This window comes from Azospirillum largimobile, from assembly GCF_977007025.2.
In genome coordinates this window covers 117,855-135,114 of record NZ_CDRMUA020000005.1, presented here as the reverse complement: position 1 = coordinate 135,114, position 17,260 = coordinate 117,855, and the positions used below count along the sequence as shown (strand labels likewise).

At 69.2% G+C, this 17,260-nt stretch carries 14 protein-coding genes; 7 read left to right on the top strand and 7 right to left on the bottom strand.

From position 1 onward, the window contains the following. The first annotated feature begins 378 nt into the window (after window positions 1–378). Window positions 379–1,974, top strand: coding sequence for an alkyl hydroperoxide reductase subunit F (gene ahpF, locus ACWPKK_RS25330; protein WP_452009937.1), 1,596 nt, complete (start codon window positions 379–381; stop codon window positions 1,972–1,974). 188 nt (window positions 1,975–2,162) lie between these two features. Here the strand turns inward: ahpF and ACWPKK_RS25325 are convergent, their stop codons facing one another. From ACWPKK_RS25325 to ACWPKK_RS25310, 4 genes are all read right to left on the bottom strand, one after another. After that, on the bottom strand, window positions 2,163–2,528 hold the full coding sequence (locus ACWPKK_RS25325) for a hypothetical protein (protein WP_452009934.1): 366 nt from the start codon (window positions 2,526–2,528) through the stop codon (window positions 2,163–2,165). A gap of 99 nt (window positions 2,529–2,627) precedes the next feature. Beyond that, on the bottom strand, window positions 2,628–3,599 hold the full coding sequence (locus ACWPKK_RS25320) for an endonuclease/exonuclease/phosphatase family protein (RefSeq protein WP_452009932.1): 972 nt from the start codon (window positions 3,597–3,599) through the stop codon (window positions 2,628–2,630). Window positions 3,600–3,683: 84 nt separating this feature from the next. Next, complete coding sequence (locus ACWPKK_RS25315) at window positions 3,684–4,334, bottom strand: chemotaxis protein (protein WP_324865028.1); 651 nt, start codon at window positions 4,332–4,334, stop codon at window positions 3,684–3,686. A gap of 146 nt (window positions 4,335–4,480) precedes the next feature. Then, the gene (locus ACWPKK_RS25310) at window positions 4,481–5,947 is read right to left on the bottom strand and encodes a D-alanyl-D-alanine carboxypeptidase/D-alanyl-D-alanine-endopeptidase (RefSeq protein ID WP_452009929.1); all 1,467 of its coding nucleotides are present in this window, start codon (window positions 5,945–5,947) and stop codon (window positions 4,481–4,483) included. A 124-nt stretch (window positions 5,948–6,071) separates the two neighbouring features. Here ACWPKK_RS25310 and ACWPKK_RS25305 point away from each other — a divergent pair, with 124 nt between their 5' ends. Beyond that, a complete protein-coding gene (locus ACWPKK_RS25305; protein WP_452009927.1) occupies window positions 6,072–7,964 on the top strand; it encodes an FHA domain-containing protein in 1,893 nt (630 codons plus the stop codon). Window positions 7,965–7,968: 4 nt separating this feature from the next. Here the strand turns inward: ACWPKK_RS25305 and ACWPKK_RS25300 are convergent, their stop codons facing one another. The 3 genes from ACWPKK_RS25300 to ACWPKK_RS25290 all read right to left on the bottom strand — a co-directional run bounded on the left by ACWPKK_RS25300 (window position 7,969) and on the right by ACWPKK_RS25290 (window position 11,483). Then, on the bottom strand, window positions 7,969–9,228 hold the full coding sequence (locus ACWPKK_RS25300) for an MFS transporter (protein WP_452009925.1): 1,260 nt from the start codon (window positions 9,226–9,228) through the stop codon (window positions 7,969–7,971). A gap of 400 nt (window positions 9,229–9,628) precedes the next feature. After that, window positions 9,629–10,318 carry a hypothetical protein gene (locus ACWPKK_RS25295; protein ID WP_452009922.1) on the bottom strand — a complete coding sequence of 230 codons (690 nt, stop codon included), beginning with the start codon at window positions 10,316–10,318 and terminating at the stop codon, window positions 9,629–9,631. 139 nt (window positions 10,319–10,457) lie between these two features. After that, window positions 10,458–11,483, bottom strand: a complete 1,026-nt coding sequence (locus ACWPKK_RS25290; protein WP_452009920.1) for a sensor histidine kinase — start codon at window positions 11,481–11,483, stop codon at window positions 10,458–10,460. 309 nt (window positions 11,484–11,792) lie between these two features. Between ACWPKK_RS25290 and ACWPKK_RS25285 the strand changes: the two genes are divergently transcribed. From ACWPKK_RS25285 to ACWPKK_RS25265, 5 genes are all read left to right on the top strand, one after another. After that, window positions 11,793–12,827 carry an amino acid ABC transporter substrate-binding protein gene (locus ACWPKK_RS25285; protein ID WP_324865016.1) on the top strand — a complete coding sequence of 345 codons (1,035 nt, stop codon included), beginning with the start codon at window positions 11,793–11,795 and terminating at the stop codon, window positions 12,825–12,827. Window positions 12,828–13,033: 206 nt separating this feature from the next. Beyond that, complete coding sequence (locus ACWPKK_RS25280; RefSeq protein ID WP_452009918.1) at window positions 13,034–14,191, top strand: amino acid ABC transporter permease; 1,158 nt, start codon at window positions 13,034–13,036, stop codon at window positions 14,189–14,191. Then, on the top strand, window positions 14,188–15,348 hold the full coding sequence (locus tag ACWPKK_RS25275) for an amino acid ABC transporter permease (RefSeq protein ID WP_452009915.1): 1,161 nt from the start codon (window positions 14,188–14,190) through the stop codon (window positions 15,346–15,348). Before ACWPKK_RS25280 ends, ACWPKK_RS25275 begins: the two co-directional genes overlap by 4 nt. 21 nt (window positions 15,349–15,369) lie before the next feature. Continuing rightward, the gene (locus ACWPKK_RS25270; protein ID WP_282186992.1) at window positions 15,370–16,113 is read left to right on the top strand and encodes an amino acid ABC transporter ATP-binding protein; all 744 of its coding nucleotides are present in this window, start codon (window positions 15,370–15,372) and stop codon (window positions 16,111–16,113) included. Window positions 16,114–16,162: 49 nt separating this feature from the next. Then, the gene (locus ACWPKK_RS25265; RefSeq protein WP_452009913.1) at window positions 16,163–16,870 is read left to right on the top strand and encodes a response regulator; all 708 of its coding nucleotides are present in this window, start codon (window positions 16,163–16,165) and stop codon (window positions 16,868–16,870) included. Window positions 16,871–17,260: the final 390 nt, after the last annotated feature.

The window sequence follows — 17,260 nt, the reverse complement described above, 5'->3', positions numbered from 1 at the left end:
GCCCCCACACCGCCGCCACGGCGGGTGTTGATTGCAGTACCCTTGGACGGGCCGACAAGGCCGCAAGGCGGTTTCCACGGGCCGGCTGCCATAGCCCTCCCGTGACGGGTTTCGTCGTCGGTTTCCCCATCCCCGCGAAGGCGGGCACCCAGACGCCGCGCTTTTTGTCGCAGTCCTTTCAAAGTCTGGATCCCCGCCTGCGCGGGGAGGACGATGACGTTTCGAACTCTTCACTGTTTCAAAACCGGACCACTCGCCGGAACCGATACCGCCTGCCCGACTCGATCTCCCGATTCGGGCCTCCTTATTCTCCGCCCGGAACGCCGCCATAAAACGCAGGCGATCCGCCCCGGACACGAGACGTTGGGAAAGAGAGCCATGCTGGACGCCAATCTGAAGACGCAGTTGAAGGCCTATCTGGAGCGCATCACCCATCCGATCACGCTGGTCGCGTCGCTGGACGGCGGGGCGAAGTCGCAGGAGATGCTGGGCCTGCTGGAAGACATCGCCTCGCTGTCCGGCAAGATTACGCTGGACCGCAACGGCGCCGACGCCCGCCGCCCCTCCTTCGCGATCAACCGCGACGGCACCGACATCGGCGTCACCTTCGCCGGCCTTCCGATGGGCCACGAGTTCAACTCGCTGGTGCTGGCGCTGCTGCAGGTCGGCGGCCACCCGTCGAAGGAGTCCGAGGAGCTGCTGGAGCAGATCCGCAACCTCGACGGCGATTTCCGCTTCGAGACCTACTTCTCGCTGTCCTGCCAGAACTGCCCGGACGTGGTCCAGGCCCTGAACCTGATGAGCGCGCTGAACCCGCGGATCAAGCATGTCGCCATCGACGGCGCGCTGTTCCAGCAGGAGGTCGAGCAGCGTCGGGTGATGGCTGTCCCCACCGTCTTCCTGAACGGCGAGCCGTTCGCCCAGGGCCGCATGGACGTGGCGCAGATCGTCGCCAAGCTCGACACCGGCGCCGTCGCCCGCGCCGCCGAGAAGATCAAGGCCAAGGCTCCCTTCGAGGTGCTGGTGATCGGCGGCGGCCCGGCCGGCGCCGCGGCCGCCATCTACGCCGCCCGCAAGGGCATCCGCACCGGCGTGGCGGCCGAGCGGTTCGGCGGTCAGGTGCTCGACACCATGGCGATCGAGAACTTCATCTCCGTCTCCCACACCGAGGGGCCGAAGCTGGCCGCGGCGCTGGAGCAGCACGTCAAGGACTATGAGGTCGACGTGATGAACCTGCAGACCGCCACCGCCCTGGTGCCGGCCACGCAGGAAGGCGGCCTGATCGAGGTGAAGCTGGCCAGCGGCGCCTCGCTGAAGTCCCGCACGGTGGTGCTGTCGACCGGCGCCCGCTGGCGCTCGATGAATGTCCCGGGCGAGGCGGAATACCGCAATAAGGGTGTGGCCTATTGCCCGCACTGCGACGGCCCGCTGTTCAAGGGCAAGCGCGTGGCGGTGATCGGCGGCGGCAACTCCGGCGTCGAGGCGGCCATCGACCTCGCCGGCATCGTGTCGCACGTCACGCTGATCGAGTTCGACAGCCAGTTGCGCGCCGATGCGGTGCTGCAGCGCAAGCTGCACAGCCTGCCCAACGTCACCGTCATCGTCTCGGCCCAGACCACCGAGGTGCATGGCGACGGCAACAAGGTCGTCGGCCTGTCCTACAAGGACCGCAACAGCGGCGACCTGAAGCGGGTGGATCTGGAAGGCATCTTCGTGCAGATCGGCCTGGTGCCCAACACCGAATGGCTGAAGGGCACGCTGGCGCTGACCCCGCGCGGCGAGATCGAGGTGGACAACCGCGGCCAGACCTCGCTGCCCGGCGTGTTCGCCGCTGGCGACGTGACGACGGTTCCGTTCAAGCAGATCGTCATCGCCATGGGCGAAGGTGCCAAGGCCGCGCTGGCCGCCTTCGACCACCTGATCCGCACGGTGCCGGCCGAGGAAGCCGTGCGGGAGACCGTCGCGGCGGAGTGAGGAAACTCCCCTCTCTCCCCCGGGGAGAGGGTCAGGGTGAGGGGGCAGCACAGGCGCCAGCCTGTGCCAGGGGATTGCCAAGGGGCAGTATGCCCCTTGGCGGCGCGCAAAGCGCGCCGGCCCCCTCACCCTCCCCACCGCGTTGCGGCGGGTCCCCTCCCTCTCCCCGGGGGAGAGAGGGCGATTGCTCACCCCTTCTTCACCGCCGCCTTCTCCTTGTCCACCACGTCCAAAATCCGCTGCAGCGCCTCGGTGCTCAGGGCCGAGTCCATCGTCAGCCCATCCCCGAACTTCCGCAGCGCGCCGATGGCGCGGCGGCGGGCGATGAAGTCGTCGTCGCCCGGCTCGAACGGCTCGACCACCGGACCCTTGTAGTAGCCGCCGCGGAAGCCCCACTGGCGGCGCCCGTCGGCGCGCCATTCGCTGCCGTCGGACAGCACCATGCAGCGCCCCCCTTCGGTATAGCGCTCCACCGTTGCGGTGGATTGCGGAATGGACTGGCCGCTGCGGATCGTCACGCGGTCGCCGACGCGGAAGCTGGCGGCAGTGAACATGTTGTCTCCCCAAATGGCGCTCGCCCTCTCAACCGGGCCGGAGCACCGCAAAAATTCCGAAGGCGCTGTTTTCCACCAGTTGCCCCGGCAAATCCAGTCCTACAGCGCGAAACTCGCCACCACAGGCGCATGGTAGCTGACGGGCGACGGCTCGTCGGCATGATCGACCTCGTCGGTCAGATCCTCGTTGTGGATGGCGACCTCCTGCAGCCGTTCGGTCAGCCGGGGCGAGGTCATCAGATGGTCCAGCAGCACCGGCGTGCCGGCATGCAGGACGGTGTAGCGCCGCTCGTCCGGGATCGCCTGCTCCAGCGGCTCCAGCACGCGGTTCGCCAGCTCCGGGTTGCCGGTGAAGTCGGGGGCGGCGCGGATGATGCGGACGGCGGTCTGCTCCAGCTCGGCGTTGCAGTCGCCGGCCACCACGATCAGCGCGTCGGGATCGGCGTCGAACAGCCGGTCGACCGCCATGCGCGTTTCCAGCGCCTGCCCCGTCCGCTTGATCGAGGCGAGGTAAAAGCCCTCCGCCCAGCCGGACGCCGTCTTCCATGTCTGGGCATCGGCCTTCTGCCCCGGCACCGGGGCGGCGATTGGGGCGCGCAGATGCAGGTCGAAGACATGCAGGATGCGGCCGTCCGGCAACTCCACCTCGGCATGCAGCACCGGCCGGTCCCACCCGACCTCGATCTCCGTGTCCGCCACCGGGTCGGCGGTGGCGAGGCGCACGCGGGCCGGCGGCACAAGATGGTGGCGCAGCAGCCGCGTCGCCCTGATCGGCCAGCGGCTGACGATCACCGGGTTGTGGCGGTCGGCCGGCGACTCGGCGTCGCCCGCGGTGACGTGGTAATCGGCATAGCGCGTGCCCTCCAGAAGGCGGGTGAGCGCACGCAAGGTCCGCGGCTCGCTCTTCACCGGGTGCTGGGCATCGACCTCCTGCAGGCAGAGGATGTCGGCCTCCAGCCGCTCCAGCTGCGGGCGGAGCGTGGCGATCCGCGCCTCGAAGGGCGGCTCGTCGGCATCGTCGTCCAGGTTTTCCAGGTTGAAGGTGGCGATCCGGAACAGCGTGTCGGCCATGAAGGACTCCGCGGAGGAACAGCGGGTATCGACGGCGCGCCCGTGGACGAGAGCTGTGGACGGGAGCGCCGCCGGTCGAGCTTATCAGAACAGCTCGACGTCGCCTTCGATCCGCGTCTTGCGTAGATGTTCCATGTAGGACGACTCGTTGCGGGCGATGTCGTGCAGAGTCTCGTCGCCGATCAGCCGGCGCTGGCTACGCCCGCTGGTGGGGAAGAAGCGCACGCCGCGTGGGCTGGCGCCACCGACATCCCAGCTGACGGTGGGAATGCCTTCCGTCGCCAGATACTCCATCACGAATTCGACGTTGCGCTGGCCGATGTTGGCGGTGCGCAGCGTGGTCAGGTTCACGTTGGCGCCGCCGAACACCTTGGCGCGCAGCCGGTCGCGCCGGCCGGTGACGGCCAGCAGACGGTTGATCAGCTGTTCCATCGCCGTGGCGCCGTAGCGGGACGACAGCGACAGCGCGTCAGTGCCGGCATCGGGCAGCAGGAAATGGTTCATGCCGCCGATCTCCGCCACCGGATCGTACAGGCAGGCGGCGACGCAGGAGCCCAGCGTGGTGGTGATGACGACGTTCGGATCGTCGGTGACGACGCAGCCGCCAACGACGATGTTGACGACCTCCGCCCCCAGCCGCCGGTCGTGGTAACGGTTGGCGGCGACGTCCTGCCGTTCCAGCCTGCGGCGCAGGGCGCTGCGCGCGGTAGAGGTGCTGGAACTGGCTGTCATCATCGGGGCTGGCACTCCCGCTGCCGAATGGGGACGGATATGGTTCGGATGGATGGGCATTCAATCCGCCTGCGGACCAGTTTGTATCGGATCGACTTTGCCTTGCATTTTAACGGACGCGTCATAGTCCGACGTATGACCTATGTCAGTCAATAGGTTAAAACCCACCGCTCCAATAGCCCGCTCTGCAACGCACGGGCGTCCGCGGCCCAGGCACGAGCGTCGGGCGGGATGGCGGTCACCCGGCGGTCCAGCGCGGCGTCCATGGCCGCCCGGCGTCGGGCATCGGCGATGAACAGAACGAAGCCCAGCCGCTGGCCGCTTGTTGCCGTCAGCAGCCCGGCCAACCCCTTGACATAGGCCAGGGTCCCGGATTTGGCCCGGACGCCGGGCGGCAGCGACTTGCCGTCCTCCTCCCCCGGCAGCAGGTCCCACAGCGCCGGCCCGCCGGCCCGCAGCAGCCCCGCCATCTGCCGTGGCGTGGCGCGCGACCCGGTGCCCAGCCCCGAATGGTTGGCCAGCCGCAACCCGCCCCACCCGGCGCCGTCCAGCGGTTGCCGCGCCAGCAGCCCCTGCAGCAGCGCCGCGGAACGCCCGAGCGTCGCGACGGCCGGATCCAGCCGGCGCGCGGCGGCCAGCCCGATCACCTCCGCCGACAGGTTGTTGGAATGGCGCAGAAGGCCGCGGACCAGTTCCGCCAGCGGCAGGCTGTCCAGGGTCGCGATCGGGATCGTCCCGGCCGGTGCCGGCCCCGGCAGGGGCGGCGGCAGGGCGATGCCGGCATCGGCGGCCAACCGGCGGAACAGCGTGGCGGCGGCCAGCCCCGGCCGGGCCACCGGCACCCAGGCCGCCCCGGCCTCCCCCGCTGCCGGCGGCGTCATGCGCCAGCGGTCCGCCCCGTCCGGCAGCAGCGGAAAGCGGCCGCCCGCCGCCATCGGCAACACGGTGACGCTGTCCAGCGGCAGCCGTCCGGCGTCGGCGACGGTCAGCGCCTCCGGCCCGCCCCGGCCGCCGCGCCCCCAGCTCAGCAGGGCGCGGTTGTAGTTCAGCGACAGCGCCCCGACGCCCGTGTTGTAGGGAGCGGCCCAGGGCTGGCCGGAATCGATTTCCGCCAGTTCGGGCAGCAGCGGGGCGTCGTAGAGGAAGCGCCGTTCCACCCGGCGAAGCCCGGCCGCCCGCGCCTGGTCGAGCAGTTGCAGCAGCCCCTCCGTCGCCAGGGCCGGATCGCCGCCGCCCTGCAGGATCAGGTCGCCGCGCAGCACCCCATCAGAAGACGGTTCGTTGCCGAGCAGCCGGGTGGCGAATCGGTGGTCCGGTCCCAGCAGGGCCAGCGCCGCAGAGGCGGTCGGCAGTTTCGCCACCGAGGCCGGGATGAAGGGGGTGTCGGCCGCCCGCGCCTCCACCGCCCGGCCGCTGTCGGGGTCGAACAGGATATAGCCGACCGCAGTGCCTTCGGGTCCCCGACCCTCGAAATCAATGGTTGCAGCACAGGAAGGCCGCGCCACCGCGGGCAGAGAGAGGCAGCCGAGCAGGCCGAGGAACGGACGGCGACCCAGCGGCATCGCGAACGGGCGGCGCTTCGAATCGGGACGCTCGGAATCTGGAAGGACTGTCAAGGGTCGGGTCTTTCCGCTTCTGATGCAGGGTTTCATAAAGTATTTTGGGGAAAAATCGCCGGAAATCGCGAACAGGGACGTAGCCGGGCAGCAGTCCGACAGGGGCAGGCCGAAGGGGGACGGTATGGCGATGTCCAAGCGGCGCGAGGCGCGCTTCGAGGTGGTGGTCGAACAGGGCGGCAAACCCAACATCGACGGCGTCTTCGATGACGAGAAGTCGGCGACGGAGCGCGCGAACTTCCTGCTGCGCCTTGCCAAGTTCCCGGTGGTGCGGGTGGTGAAGGTCACCGGCACCGGCCGGGAAGAGACGATCTTCCAGAAATCCTCCTCCGGCGGCGCCAAGCTGACCACCATCTCTCCGATCGAAGAGGCCAGCATCTGCACGAGCGTGCTGCAGGTCTTTTCCTTCGACAGCCGGATGACCCTGCTGCGGCTGCTGCGCGGGTATTGGGACGACCAGGGCGTCATTCCGTCGGAACAGCTTCACCGCTACTATCCGTTGCGCTACTTCGAGCGGGAGGCGCTGCTGTTCAACCCGGCGGTCAGCCGGCTCGCCGCCATCCAGGCACCGATGCTGGGGCTGAAGCCGCATGAACGCTACGACCAGATCATCCGCCTGTTCGCCGGGCTGAAGGAACTCGCCCAGGCGTCCGACACGCTGGCCCCCTTCGATCAGGCGCTGATGCGCGGCGGGATATCCGGGCTGCTGCTGGCCGCCGTCGACCGCCCGGTGGAGGAACGCGACCGCATCGTCACCCACGCCTTCGGCACGCTGCTGGAACCGCAGCGCGAGTGGGGGGCCAAGCTGGCGGCCGTCCTGCACCTGCACCGGGAAGGCGACGGCGAGAACAGCCGGCTGGTGGACGAATTCACGGCGGAGATCGTCGACGGGCGGGAGCCGATCCGCGCGCTGATCGGCTACGCGCCCGACCTGGGCTCCGCCATCCTGGCGCTGCTGGCCACCCTGCGCGGCGATCTGGACGACCGCCTGCCGCATACCGAGCCCCTGCTGGCGCTGTCCGATGTGCTGGGGTCCGACGCGCCGGGCTCGGGCGCGGCGGGCTCGGGCGCGGCGGGAGGCGCCTTTCCCCGGACACGGGAGGCTCTGCTCAACCGCATCCGCGGCGGGCTGGACGGGCTGACGCCGCTGACCCGCACCGGCTTGTCCAGCGACGCCCGCGCCTTCGGCGCCATCGTCGACGGGATGATCGCCTTCGACGGCTTCATGGGCGGTCCGGCCATGGCGGAATCGCTGACCCGCCGCGGCAAGACGGTGTGGGCGGCCGGCGGCAGCGACCTGCCCTTCGAGGAAACGATGATGCGGCTGGCCGGACGCTTCAACACCGCGGCCGGGCGGCTGGGCTACCTGCTGGACCTCGGCACCAGCGCCTACGGCCACCGCAAGATCAGCACCGTCATCCAGCATGTCGCCGACGAGTTCGGCCGGGTGAAATCGGCCGCCGAGCTTGCCGCCCCCGGCGCCTCCCTTCAGGAGGTGCGCGAAGGGCTGGGCCGCCGCCTGCGTGCCGCCGGCATCCCGCGGGCCCTGGCCGACGGGCTGATCGCCAAGATCGCCGCCATTCCCGACGAGCAGCGGATGTCGGTGACCGGCAGCGGCATCCTGGCCGGATCGCGCATCGCGCCCCGGATACCGGAGGTGACGGTCGACCTGCAGGCGCCGCCCGCGCCGCGCCTGACGCTGAGCTTCCAGGGCCGGACGGTCGCCCTGCCCGATGCCGGCGGCGACGTCGTGATCGGCCGCGCCGCCGAATGCGGCATCGTGCTGGACCATGCCTCCGCCTCGCGCCGCCATGCGGTGGTGCGGCTGCGCGACGGCACCTTCACGCTGGAGGATCTCAGCCGCAACGGCACCCGCCTGGTGCGGCAGAACGGCGAACAGCGGCTGCTGAAGCTGGGCGACGTGGTGCCGCTGTCCGGCCGGGGGGAGATCGTCATCGGCTCCCTCGACCTCGGCGAACATCCGGCACGGATCGCCTGGGACGTGTCCGCCCGTTGAGGGATCAGTCGCCGGCGCAGGCCTCGGCCAGCCGGGCATCGGCGGCACGGCTGGCGGCACGGCCGGTGACGCGGTCGTCCAGCATCGCCACCGCCCACACGGCCAGACCGCCCAGTGCCAGCGCCGAACCGACCCAGCCGGTGGAGGTCCAGCCCCAGCCGGCGGCGATCGCCATGCCGCCCAGCCAGGGGCCGAGCGCGTTGGCGGCGTTGAAGGCGCTGTGGTTCAGCGCGGCGGCCAGCGTCTGCGCGTCCTCCGCCACATCCATCAGCCGGGCCTGCAGCGGGGTGCCGAGCCCGCCGCCGCAGCCGATCATGAACACCACGACCGACACCAGCCAGACATTGCCGGCGGCAAAGGGATAGAGCGCCAGCGAGCCGGCGCTCCACAGCAGGAGGAAGGCGACGGTCGGCATCAGGGCGCGGTCGGCGGCCCAGGCGCTGACCAGCGTGCCGACGGTCATGCCGGCGCCGAACACCGCCAGCACCACGGGCACCGCCGACGGCGAGACCTGCGTCACCTCCATCAGGGTCGAGGCGACATAGGTATAGACGGCGAACATGCCGCCGAAGCCGATGGCGCCGATGCCCAGCGTCAGCCAGACCTGCCGCCGCTTCAGCGCGCCCAGTTCACGCAACGGGCTGGCGTCCGGGTGCGGGCGGTCGTTGGGGGCGAAGATCCAGACCAGAAGCACGGTCAGCAGGGCCAGCAGCCCGACGACGCCGAAGCCCCAGCGCCAGCCCAGCGCCTGCCCGATCCAGTTCGCCATCGGCACGCCGACGATGGTCGCCACCGTCAGCCCCAGCATGGTCCGCGACACCGCCTGCGCCCGGCGCTGCGGCGGCACCAGCGACGCCGCGACCAGGGCGGCCACGCCGAAATAGGCGCCGTGCGGCAGGCCGCTCATGAAGCGGAAGACCAGCATCCAGCCATAGGAGGGCGAAAAGGCGCTGGCCACATTGGCGGCGGCGAAGACCGCCATCAGCCCGATCAGCAGGGTCCGGCGCGACAGCCGCGCCGCCAGCACCGCGATCACCGGCGCGCCCACCACCACGCCCAGCGCATAGGCGCTGATGACGTGCCCGGCGGTCGGCTCGTCGATGCCAAGCCCCCGGGCGAAATAGGGCAGCAGGCTCATCGTCGCGAATTCGGTCGTTCCGATGGCGAAACCGCCCATGGCGAGCGCCAGAAGCACCAGCCCGGGATGGGCCGGGGCCGCCTGTGCCTCGGCACGCATGTCGCCGTGATGGCCGGCAGAAGCCATGGTCGTTTCTCCGCTGTCGCCGCTTGATGAAGGAATTCTGGAACCCGGCGGTCGGGGGACGGAAAACGACCGGGACAGGGGCAGGATATTTGCCCCACCCATGCTGAGGCAATCCGCCGCAGGCCGCCAATTTCGCAGATGCGAGATGAGCGACGGACATGGCTCGGGGAGTGGGGGACAATCCCCTCTCCCCCGCTCACGCGCAAACTTCGTTTGCGCTGACGCGACAGGCGGACCTACGGTCCGCCAAAAGCGGGGAGAGGGTTAGGGTGAGGGGGATGCGTGGCGAGGATTCCCGCAAAGGCACGCGGTGCATCCCCCTCACCCTCCCCACGCCTGCGGCGCGGGTCCCCTCCCTCTCCCCGGGGGAGAGAGGGCATTCACGCGCCCCTCAAAAATCCTACAGCAGATCCTTGAACAGCGGCATTTCCGGCGCTTTCGGAGTCTTGCCCTGCTTGCGCGGGGCGGACTTCCGTTTCGGCTTGTCCTCGGCGTTGGCGGGCTGCTCCACCGGCAGTTCCGGCGCTGCCATCGGCATCGGCAGTTCGGCCGCCGGTTCCGGCGCCTCCTGCGGCGGAGCGGGCTCAGGCTCCGGCGCGGCGGCAATCTCCGGCGCCGCCTCCGCCATCGATTCCACAGGCGGCGCGGCCACCGGCGCCACTTCCGGGGCGACTTCGGACGCAACTTCCGGCGCGGCCTCCGCTTCCGGTTTCGCGGACTTCTTCCTGGACGGGCGGCGCGGCGCGATGCCGACACCTTCCTTGGCGCGCTGCTTGCCCATGTCGCGCGCCTGGGCTTCCGGCGCCTCGGGGTCGTCGGTCAGCCATTTGCGGCGCTTGATGACCTCGTTCACCCGGCCCTGGTTCACGCCCAGTTGGAAGGCGATCTCCTGCTGGGTCATGTTGGTGGTTTCGTGCAGATGCAGGATCTCGGCGGCCAGTTCCGACGTCATCTTGCGTCCGGTCAGGCGCCGCGCCGGGCGGATGGAGCGCTGGCTACGGTCGCGCGCCCTCAGGGATTCCAGGATCTCCAGGGCCGCCGTGTTGCCCGCCGCCTTCAGCGCGTCCTCGAATTCCTTCAGCGTCGCCATCAGCTTTCCTCCCCCTGTCGCCGGCCCCTGTCGCCGGCCGGTCCCCGCTGCAACCGGCAGGATCACAGATAGTTCGTCCCATGGCGACGGAAAAGCCGCAATGGACATCTAGACAAGCGTGGGCGGGACAAGCATCGGCTCAGGTGGGAAAGCGCAGGTCGATCCGCGTACCGGCGCCGTCGGCGGGGCCGTAGCTCAGCTGGCCGGAAAGCTGGGCGGCCAGGCTCTGGATGATCTTCCAGCCCAGGCTGGGCAGGCGCAATACGTCGACTCCCTCCGGCAAACCGACGCCGTCGTCGGTCACCCGCAGGTGCAGATGGCCGGGATGGTCCGGCACGGCATGCAGTTCGATGGCGACGATCCCGCCCTCCCGGCCGACGAAGGCGTGCTTCAGGGCGTTGGTCAACGCCTCCACGATCAGCAGGGCCAGGGCCAGCAGCCGTTCGGGCGACTGCGGCGCCGCTCCGACCGAGACACGGCAGGTGACGTCGGGCTTGCCGGCGGCCTCCAGCATATCCTGGCACAGCGCTTCGATGTGGCGGCCGAAATCGTCGCCGGACCGGGGATCGTGCAGGCGCCGGTGCACCCGCGCCATGGTGTCCAGCCGCCGCCCCGCCTCCTCCAGCGCCGCCATCGCCCCTTCCGGCGACCGGCCGACGGACCGTCTCTGCAGGTCGAGGACCGACGAGACGAACTGCATGTTGTTTGCTACGCGGTGCTGCAACTCGTGGAACATGGTGGTCTGCGCGGCCAGTAGGGACGCGGTGCGGCCGCGCTCCTCGTGCAGGCGGGCCAGCGTCACCTGCATGCCGTGGATCAGCGCGATGTCGACCGTGACGATTACCGCGTAGAAGGCCAGCGCCAGCCCGCTGGAGGCATTCAGCGTGAAGGTGTCGTAAGGCGGAATGAAGAAGTACCAGGCGGCCAGCCCGGAGAGCACCGCCGTCACCACCCCCGGCCCCAGCCCGACGACGAAGGTGGTCAGGATCACCGCCGGGAAGAAGGTGAGATAGGGAAAACCGGACGGAAGGATGCCGTCGACGGCCCAGCGCAGCAGCAGGGCGATGACAAAGGTCAGCAGCCCCGCGCCGTAGCGCAGGGCGGGACCGCGCCGCAGCAGCGAAAAGCGCGCCACCCGCTGCCAGACCGTCCGAACCGACCCCATCGACATCCCGTTCCAGCAAAACCCGGCACCAGCATATCACCGGCAGCCAGCGCTTGTAGGGGCACTCTGCCGATGACGCACGAAAATTCACGAGGTTCCAACCGTGACCAGTATGGGGTGAAGCGCAACCGCCGGCCTCGCCGCGGGGGAAGGGAATTGTCCAAAGCTGTTCACATATCCGCCACATCCGTTCAAGGACGCGGGGCACTTTGTTCAATCCGCTGAGCGATTGTCGGCCTTGCGCGGCGGCCGGGACCATGCCCCGCCCCGGCGCCCTTAAAATGAACAAGGCTGAAGGAGCCACGCCCCGTGAAGACCCGTCTGAACGCGCTCGCCATCGCGGCCACCCTGTCCGTCTCCGCTCTCGCCCTGTCCGGCACCGCCCAGGCCGGCGCCACCTTCGACGGCGTGAAGCAGAAGGGCTATGTCCAGTGCGGCGTCAATCTGGGCCTCTACGGCTTCTCGTCGCCGGACGACAAGGGCAAGTGGTCGGGGCTGGACGTCGACGTCTGCCGCGCCGTCGCCGCCGCCATGTTCGGCGATGCCGAAAAGGTTAAGTACACGCCGCTGTCGGCGCAGCAGCGCCTGCCGGCCCTGCAGTCCGGCGAGATCGACATCCTCGCCCGTAACACCACCCGCACCCTGACCCGCGACACCGCCAACGGCCTGAACTTCGCGCCGACCAACTACTATGACGGCCAGGGCTTCATGGTGTCGGCCAAGCTGGGTCTGAAGAGCGCCAAGCAGCTGAACGGCGCCACCGTCTGCGTCCTGCCCGGCACCACGACCGAGCAGAACGTCGCCGACTTCTTCCGCGCCAACAAGATGACCTTCAAGCCGGTCGTCATCGAGAAGAACGAGGAGCTGCACAAGGCCTTCTTCAGCGGCCGTTGCGACGCCCTGACCTCCGACGCCTCGCAGCTGGCCGCCATCCGCGCCGCCGAGACGCCGAACCCGGCCGACTACGTCATCCTGCCGGAGCTGATCTCCAAGGAGCCGCTGTCCCCGGCCATCCGCCAGGGCGACGAGGAATGGGCCAACCTGGTGACCTGGGCCTTCTACGCCATGGTCCAGGCCGAGGAAAAGGGCATCACGTCGGAGACCGTCGACGCCGCCATGACCTCCCCCGATCCGGACGTGAAGCGCCTGCTGGGCGTCACCGCCGGCAACGGCAAGGCCCTGGGCGTGGAAGAGAACTGGGCCTTCAACATCATCAAGCAGGTCGGCAACTACGCCCAGAGCTATGAGCGCAACGTCGGCGCCGGCTCCAAGCTGAAGATGCCGCGCGGCCAGAACGCCCTCTACACCGACGGCGGCATGATGTACGCCCCGCCGATGAAGTAAGGCGGAGTCCCCTCTCCCCCCCGCTCACGCGCAAACTTTGTTTGCGCTGACGCGACAGGCGGACCTCCGGTCCGCCGAAAGCGGGGAGAGGGTTAGGGTGAGGGGGATGCGCGGCAGGACCTTCGGGAAAGCCACGCAATGCATCCCCCTCACCCCGCCCCTCTCCCCAGGGGGGAGAGGGAGATCCCCCCGCACGGAGCATCACCATGACCAACCTGATCCAGGCGCTGAACTCCGCGCGCGTGCGGGGGTGGCTGTACCAGGGGCTGTTCCTGGCCGGCGCCCTCGCCGTCGCCTGGTACCTCGTCTCCAACACGCTGACCAATCTCGCCAACCGCGGCGTCGCCACCGGCTTCGGCTTCCTCGAGCGCGAGGCCGGATTCGAGATCGGCGAAAGCCTGATGAACTACGCCGCGTCGGACACCTATCTGCGCGCCCTGGTCGTCGGCCTGCTGAACACCCTGTCGGTGTCGGCCGCCGCCGTGGTGCTGGCGACCGTGCTGGGCGTGGCCATCGGCGTGGCGCGGCTGTCGTCGAACTGGATGGTCGGCCGCTTCGCCGCCGTCTTCGTCGAGACGGTGCGCAACGTTCCGCTGCTGCTGCAGCTGGTGGTCTGGTACACCATCATGAACCGGCTGCCGAGCCCGCGCGAGGCGCTGGAGGTGGTCCCCCACGTCTTCCTCAGCAACCGCGGCATGAAGTTCCCGGTGCTGGCCGAGCATCCCGGCCATGGCTGGGCCTTCCTGGCCCTGCTGGCGGGCATCGCCGCCGCGATCGCCATCGTCCGCTACGCCCGCCGCCACCGCGAGGCGACCGGCAAGCCCTTCCCCACCCTGCCGGCGGCCATCGCCGCGGTGGTGCTGCCGCCGGTCGCGGTGTTCGTCGCCACCGGTGCGCCGCTGGCCTTCGACGTGCCGGCGCTGGCCGGCTTCAACTTCGAGGGCGGCGGGTCGGTCACCCCGGAATTCACCGCGCTGCTGATCGGCCTGTCGGTCTACACCGCCGGCTTCATCGCCGAGATCGTGCGCTCCGGCATCCTCGCCGTGCCGCATGGCCAGACCGAGGCCGGGCTGGCGCTGGGCCTGTCGCCGGTGCAGATCCTGCGCCTCGTCATCCTGCCGCAGGCGCTGCGGGTGATCGTGCCGCCGCTGACCAGCCAATACCTGAACCTGACCAAGAACAGCTCGCTGGCCGTCGCCATCGGCTATCCCGATCTGGTCAGCGTCACCAACACCTCGGCCAACCAGACCGGCCAGGTGGTGGAGGCGGTGGCGATGATGATGGCGGTCTATCTCGTCATCAGCCTGTGCATCGCCGGCTTCATGAACTGGTACAACCGCCGAGTGGCCCTGGTGACGCGATGAGCAAGGAAGTCCCGACCAACACCACCGCCTGGGCCGCCTCTTATGAAGAGGAGCCGTCGCAGGCCTCCGTCCCGCCGCAGCCCAATGGCGTCACCGCGCTGAAGCCGCTGGGATGGGCGCCCGTCAACTGGGCGAAGGCCAACCTGTTCGACACGCCGCTGAACACGGGCCTGACCGTCCTCTGCCTCGCCATCCTGTGGTTCACCGTGCCGCCGATGGTGAACTGGCTGCTGCTGAACGCGGTGTGGAGCGGGTCGTCGGAAGCCTGCCGCGAGGCGGCCGGCGCCTGCTGGTCGATCATCGCGGTCAAGCACCGGCTGATCTTCTTCGGCACCTACCCCTACGAGGAGCAGTGGCGCCCGTTCCTGGCCTGCGGCCTGTTCGTGGCGATGCTGGGCGTCAGCGGCGTACGCGCCTTCTGGCGGCCCGGGCTTGCCGTCGCCTGGGCGCTGGTTCTGGTCGGCATGGGCGTGCTGATGTGGGGCGGCATCCTCGGCCTGACCTATGTCGCCAACGACCGCTGGGGTGGCCTGCCGATCACGCTGATGCTGTCGGTCTTCGCCATCGCCCTCGCCTTCCCGCTGTCGATTCTGCTGGCTCTCGGCCGCCAGTCCTCGCTGCCGGCCATCCGCACCTTCTGCATCGGCTTCATCGAGCTGATGCGCGGCGTGCCGCTGGTCAGCGTCCTGTTCATGGCGTCGGTGATGTTCCCGCTGTTCCTGCCGGAAGGCGTGACGGTGGACAAGCTGCTGCGCGCCCTTGCCGGCCTGACCCTGTTCACCGCGGCCTATCTGGCGGAAGCCGTGCGAGGCGGCCTGCAGGCGATCCCCAAGGGCCAGTACGAGGCCGCCGACGCGCTCGGCCTGTCCTACTGGCAGAAGACGCGGCTGATCATCCTGCCGCAGGCGCTACGCATCGTCATCCCGCCGATCGTCAACCAGTTCATCAGCTGCTTCAAGGACACCTCGCTGGTCACCATCGTCGGCCTGTACGACCTGCTGACCGCCGCCACCGTGGCGACGACCGACCCCGAATGGCGCCCCTACTTCGCCGAGGTCTATGTCTTCGCCGGCATGATCTTCTGGCTCTTCTGCTTCAGCATGTCCCGCTACAGCCAGTGGCTGGAGCGTCTGGCCAACCGCTACACCCGCCGCTGACCGGCCTTCTGGAGACACGTCATGACCGAGAACGCCATCATCGAACTCCGCAAGGTCGGCAAGTGGTACAACAGCTACCACGCGCTGCGCGACGTCAGCCTCAGCATCGGCAAGGGCGAGAAGGTCGTCGTCTGCGGCCCCTCGGGCTCGGGCAAGTCGACGATGATCCGCTGCATCAACCGGCTCGAGGCGCACCAGACCGGCCACATCGTCGTCGACGGCATCGAGCTGACCGACGACGTGAAGGCGGTGGAGAAGATCCGCCGCAAGGTCGGCATGGTGTTCCAGAACTTCAACCTGTTCCCGCACCTGACCGTGCTGCAGAACCTGACGCTGGCCCCGATCTGGGTCCGCGGCATGGCGAAGTCCGAGATCGAGGAAATCGCCATGATGTACCTGAAGCGGGTGCGCATCCCCGACCAGGCGCACAAGTTCCCCGGCCAGCTGTCCGGCGGCCAGCAGCAGCGCGTCGCCATCGCCCGCGCCCTGTGCATGCGCCCCGAGATCATGCTGTTCGACGAGCCGACCTCGGCGCTCGACCCCGAAATGGTCAAGGAGGTTCTGGACGTCATGACCGAGCTGGCGGGCGAGGGCATGACCATGGTCTGCGTCACCCACGAAATGGGCTTCGCCCGGCAGGTCGCGGACTCTATTGTCTTCATGGCCGAAGGCTCGATCATCGAGAGCGGGTCGCCGGCCGAATTCTTCGAGAACCCGAAAAGCGAGCGCACCCGCCAGTTCCTGGGCCAGATCCTGGAACATTGAGGCGGACCCACCGGCACGGTGGGGCGAGGAAAAGGCGGACGAGACGGCCATGCCGGCGACCATTGCCATCACCGACGACGACGCGGTGACGCGCGAGACGCTGAAGTCCTACCTGACGGACGAGGGCTTCGACGTCCTGCTGGCCCGAAGCGCGGAGGAGCTGAAGGAGCTGCTGACGACCGCCGCGGTGGACGTCGTGCTGCTCGACATCCGGCTGCCGCGCCAGGACGGTCTGACCCTGACCCGCGAGCTTCGCGCGGTGTCGGAGATCGGCATCATCCTGGTCAGCAGCCGGGCGGAGAAGCTAGACCGCATCATCGGGCTGGAGATGGGGGCGGACGATTACATCGCGAAGCCCTTCGAGCCGCGCGAGATCCTGGCCCGGGTGCGGAACCTGCTGCGCCGGCTGAAGGCGCCGGGCGACCAGCGCGACGACCGCAAGCGCAGCTTCGCCGGCTGGACCCTATGGCTGGACCGCATGCGCCTGACCGATCCGCAGGGGCAGCCGGTGCGGCTGACGGGGGCGGAGTTCGAACTGCTGTCGACCTTCGTCTGCAACCCCGGCCGTGTGATGAACCGCGACTATCTGCTGACCGCGACGACCCGGAGGAAGACGGACGCGACCGACCGCACCATCGATAGCCTGGTCCGCCGCCTGCGCCGCCTGATCGAGACCGACCCCGCCGACCCGCGGCTGATCGTGACCGTCCACGGCACGGGCTACCTGTTCGCCGGCGACGTCACGCAGGAGGGGTAACGCTCCCTCTCCCGCCCTGGTTCCCCTCTCCCCCCCGGGGAGAGGGTTAGGGTGAGGGGGCGCGCCGCGAGGATCCTCAAGGATCGCGCACTCCCCGGCCCCCACGGTATCCACCCCCTGCATCCCCCTCACCCCGACCCTCTCCCCGCTTTCGGCGGACCGGAGGTCCGCCTGTCGCGTCAGCGCAAACGAAGTTTGCGCGTGAGCGGGGGGAGAGGGAGAGAAGGGCCGGGAGAGGGCAAGAGTCTCACCGTACCCCGAGCAAACTCCCCCGTCGCAGCAGTCTCGCGGCGGCCACGCGCTCGGCAACCTGGGCCACGGGACATGCGAAAAAATTCGCACGGTCCCGTGGCCCTATTTTTATGCATTTCCCGAGGCAGCCAGCCTGTT